We start from the raw sequence: 4,513 nt of genomic DNA, 5'->3' as shown, positions 1-4,513 counted from the left end.
GGATTTAAAGCAGTAGAATTGTGTATAGATTTAAACGTAAGTTAGCAGAGTCTATTAAATGTTACGTTGTGATTTATCCCGTTCTTAGGTAGATTAGAGGAGTAGGGATTTGTATCTATACCTTTTCTGGGATTGAATGAAATTTGAATTAATTTAAAGTGAAAGCGCTATGGTGTTCTTATTTGACGTTTTTTATTTGTATTTCTTAATTTGGAGTGTCACTAGAGATTCGTTTGACGATAAATGTGATTGTTTTTCATGTTTATTGATTTTTTAATTATGATTAGATGTCTGTCTGGTTAGTATTATTACAGTCATATCTACCATACCTATTAATTCATACATCGACATATCACCCTTTACTGAGTCACCCCTAGTGACTCACAGTACGCAATTAAAAATAACGACACAGACCTATCTATGAACCTAAACACAGGAGTAGATAGGAATGAATGTACGTTCTAGAAAAAACAAAAACCTCAGACTAACCAACAAGAAAACGTTTCTGGGTAGACCTATCCAGACCGAACATGGTCCACTCTATATCGACTACTTAGAGAAAATGCACAATACGATTGATCTCGCATTGGACGAGTATCCTCGGCTTATGGCTATTCGCGTGGATTTGAGGTTTCCTAAGCTAAGGGAAAATGAAAAGAGCGGTAATGTAATGACCGACTTTCTACGCTCATTACAGTCGCAGATTGATCACTCAGGAAAAAGAAAGAAAAGAGAAGGGAGTGCTAGAGTGCATCCCTGCAAAGTGCGGATTGCTTGGGTGAGGGAGCGCTCTAGCTCGATAAACGACCACTATCACCTAGTACTCATGTTCAACAAAGATAGGTTTAACTGGTTGGGTAAAACTCAAACGCAACAGGAGAACTTAGGCTCTTTTATCGTAGAGGCATGGGCGAGGGTGGCCGGTGTCGACTACGAAGAAGCTAATGGATTAGTCCATTTTTCAAAGAGAAAGAATAGTGACAGTGTGGTCATCCACCGCTTGAATTGTAACTCTGATGACTTTGATGATGCGTTTGATGAGTTCTTCAAGCACATTAGCTATCTAGCAAAAGAGAACACCAAGCACTTTGGTAGTGGTAGACGAAATTTCGGCCATAGTCATAAGTAGCTCAAAAAATAACGGTAGTAACAGTTCCTGTGGGAATCACAACAAACCACAGGAACCAATCATGACTCATCAACTCAACGTGGCTCATCAAAGAGTCCACACCATCACTCATGACCGAACCTTTAATGGAAAGCCACTCTACTACCACAAGGATGGTCTCGTTCTCGAATACCTAGAGGAGATAGACCGAGTGCTGACTGAAGCACTAAACCAATACCCAAGAATCTTTGCTGTTCACATCAACCTAAACCTACCGAGTGACTTCGGGGAAGATTACCTAACGGTGTTTGCCCATTTCTTTCGTATTTTAGAATCGGAGACTAATGAGCTCTGTAGAGACAAATACACCGACAGAACTTATCAATACCAGCAAACGGTCATTCGCTATATCTGGACGAAGGCGAGTGAGTCCACCAGCGATCACCATCATCTTATCTTGCTCTTTGATAGGGATCTCTTTCAAAACTTCGGCACTGGACGAGAGGGTTGGGGACGTTTTCTCTACAAAAAAGTGAGGAAGACATGGGATAGGGTGGTTGAAGATTATTACAGCCAACCATGCTCTGGATTAGCCTACTCTCCTACGAATGAAGGTTTTGAGCTGTTGTCTGACGCTGAAGTGTTCCCGTTACAGTTAAACGAGTTTTTTTATCGAATCAGTCGTCTAGCGAAGCCCATTACCAACCGGAACGATTACCGAAACAAGAGCTTTGGTTGCAGTCACGACTGACCTTAAAAAAATACAACGCGAGCAATGCCTATGTCATTCACACACAAAAAGGCATTACTCATGGCGAATAGAACCTACCTCCCAAGCATTACCCTTGATAGAACTTTTGAAGATTACCCGCTGTATTACAGCGACAAGGGGTTATACGAGTCAGCACTGACCTCGATGGTCGATGTCTTTGAACAGGCACTCAGTCAGTTTGACATAGCTCTCGCCACACGTTTGGACTTATACCTGCCTAAAGATCATCAAGACACTGATCTCAGTACCCTTAAGGACTACTTTGAAATCCTGAAAGAGAAGCTGAACACCAATTCGTTGCATTACGTGTGGCGTAAGCGAGCGGATAGCCGTTCGCACCATTATCAAGTGATGTTGTTTACTGATTATAAGCAGAATTTTGGTGATGCTATTTCCATGGACAAGCGTAACGAAATTGTGGGGCATCTGAAAGCAGCTTGGGGAGAAGCGATGAAAAAGCACTACAAAGGTAATGAGCGCTCAATGGTCCAACTGAACGACCGAGGGAACTATAGCCTGGGTACACGCTGTAAGAGCACAGATACTGACATAAAGAACTGCGTCTATAAACGCATGAGTAGTCTTGCTGAAGCGTGGAAAGAAAAGCGTTACTGCTTTGGCTCTAGCTTGGAATAGACCGACTGCATTTTTTTACAATGGCGGCTTATCCCATGGGTATATACAAGAGGAGACAATTCCCATGAGATTTCTACGACTAAAAGAAGTGATGTCACTAACAGGGTTAGGCCGTTCAACTATCTACAAGTTTATGGCTGATGAAACCGACTTTCCGAAGAGTGTCCCACTCGGCGGACGAGCGGTAGCTTGGGTCGAAAGTGAAATCGAGGAATGGATGGAATCGCGTCTGAGCATGCGAGACAACGCAGAATCCTATCAGTAACACAAACATCAAATCACATCATCAACGAGGCGCTGGCTAAGCAAAGTCATGCGCCCTTTTTGCAATTAGAGAGAGAGATAAAAAATGAGCTATTCAATTTACGTAGACGGCGCTGCACCAAACAACCAACACGGTTGCAAACGAGGTGGCATAGGGCTGGTGGTCTTCAATGAGAACGATGATATCGTCCATGAAGAGAGCATTACCATTGACCGAGAGACAGATTGTGCAGAGCTGGAGTTACTGGCACTTATCGAAGGGCTGGAATATGCCGAAGATGGTGATGTTATCTACTCAGACAGTGAGTACTGAGTAAAAGGTTTCAACCTTTGGCTTGATGGATGGAAGAAGAAAGGCTGGCGAAAAGCCGATAAGAAACCAATTAAGAATCGACGCCTGTGGCAGACAGTCGATGAGCTACGCTCAGACAAGTATGTCGAAGTCGAAAAAGTTAGAGCGCATTCTGGTGTCAGAGAGAATGAGATTGCGGACTCTCTAGCAGTTGATGCAGCTAGAAGCGATATAGATTGATGTGACAATGCGGCTTGTGGGGGTGATGCCTGCAAGCCGCTATTACCTGTTATTTGCGTTTTTCTAGATAACATATAACTGAATGCAGATAGGTTGCGAAATTAGGCTAAGTGTCTTGAGTCATCTCGGATTTATCGCTGATATATTCAACGTTTGATATTGGCCGTATTTATTCGTTACAATTCAGCTCGTTTAAGGGAGTAGCCTTCCACTACTGATTAGTAGTGGGGTGAATATCAACAGTCTCCAAGCCTCACGCTTGTGGTATTCACGTTCGACATGTTCTGGCAAGACTTAAGCTAAATGGCGATGCGGGCAGGATCGCTGTTTTGCTTTTGTTTTGCCTGCCCGATATGACAAAAGGAAACCTGCTGTGGATGCATGGTACGCTTTGTTTTTGGGGATAGTCCAAGGTATCACCGAGTTTCTTCCCATTTCCAGCTCTGCTCATTTGATTTTAATGCCTACCTTGCTCGGTGAAGCCGATCAAGGTATCAGTTTCGATCTCGCCACTCACATTGGCACGCTGCTCGCGGTGCTTATCTACTTTCGTCAAGATATCGTTCTGCTGCTCACGGAGTGGAGTAAGTCCATCACTCATCGTCAATATTCGACATCACACAGTCGTTTAGCTTGGGCGATTTTGTGGGGAACCTTTCCCGCAGCACTTGCAGGATTACTGCTAATGGATGTGATTGATCATCAACTTCGTTCGGTTGAAGTGATTATTTTCACAACAGTGTTCTTTGGCGTATTACTGGGGCTGGCTGATATTCTTAGTAAGAAAACACGAGATATCAGCGCGTTAACGTGGAAGGACGTGGTAGTTGTAGGCTGTGCTCAGGCACTCGCCTTGATCCCAGGAACCTCACGTTCAGGGGCGACGATTACCGCTGCGCTTATGCTCGGCTTCGAGCGTCAGGCCGCTTCTCGCCTGTCCTTTTTGCTTGCCATACCGATTACTGCTCTCGCGGCAGCAGCCAAAATCGCTGAAGTAGCGATGGATAGTTCGGTAACCGTAGATTGGCTGGCACTTTTAATTGGTAGCGTTACCTCTTTTCTCACCGCAATACTTGCGATCCACTACTTCCTCAAATTCCTGAATCAATTTGGGATGATGCCTTATGTCATCTACCGATTAATTTTGGCCGTTATTCTATACTTTTACGTTATTTAATAGGGATTAAACATGCTATTAGCT

5 protein-coding genes and 1 pseudogene are annotated in these 4,513 nt (G+C 43.7%); all 6 read left to right on the top strand.

Going from position 1 to position 4,513, the window contains the following annotated elements:
* Positions 1-448: 448 nt before the first annotated feature.
* Complete coding sequence (locus B9J84_RS07605) at positions 449-1,129, top strand: inovirus Gp2 family protein (protein WP_047459691.1); 681 nt, start codon at positions 449-451, stop codon at positions 1,127-1,129.
* A 61-nt stretch (positions 1,130-1,190) separates the two neighbouring features.
* Positions 1,191-1,859: an inovirus Gp2 family protein gene (locus B9J84_RS07600; RefSeq protein ID WP_094123869.1), complete on the top strand. Its 669-nt coding sequence runs from the start codon at positions 1,191-1,193 to the stop codon at positions 1,857-1,859.
* A gap of 60 nt (positions 1,860-1,919) precedes the next feature.
* Positions 1,920-2,516 carry an inovirus-type Gp2 protein gene (locus tag B9J84_RS07595; protein ID WP_047459685.1) on the top strand — a complete coding sequence of 199 codons (597 nt, stop codon included), beginning with the start codon at positions 1,920-1,922 and terminating at the stop codon, positions 2,514-2,516.
* Between the two features lie 64 nt (positions 2,517-2,580).
* Positions 2,581-2,781, top strand: a complete 201-nt coding sequence (locus tag B9J84_RS07590) for an AlpA family transcriptional regulator (RefSeq protein ID WP_031818945.1) — start codon at positions 2,581-2,583, stop codon at positions 2,779-2,781.
* Between the two features lie 84 nt (positions 2,782-2,865).
* Positions 2,866-3,312: pseudogene (locus B9J84_RS07585) on the top strand (ribonuclease HI).
* 373 nt (positions 3,313-3,685) lie between these two features.
* Positions 3,686-4,489 carry an undecaprenyl-diphosphate phosphatase gene (locus B9J84_RS07580; RefSeq protein WP_047459682.1) on the top strand — a complete coding sequence of 268 codons (804 nt, stop codon included), beginning with the start codon at positions 3,686-3,688 and terminating at the stop codon, positions 4,487-4,489.
* Positions 4,490-4,513: the final 24 nt, after the last annotated feature.

Source organism: Vibrio sp. V03_P4A6T147, assembly GCF_002241085.1.
Lineage (GTDB): Bacteria > Pseudomonadota > Gammaproteobacteria > Enterobacterales > Vibrionaceae > Vibrio > Vibrio anguillarum.
This window is presented reverse-complemented; position numbering and strand designations above follow the sequence as displayed.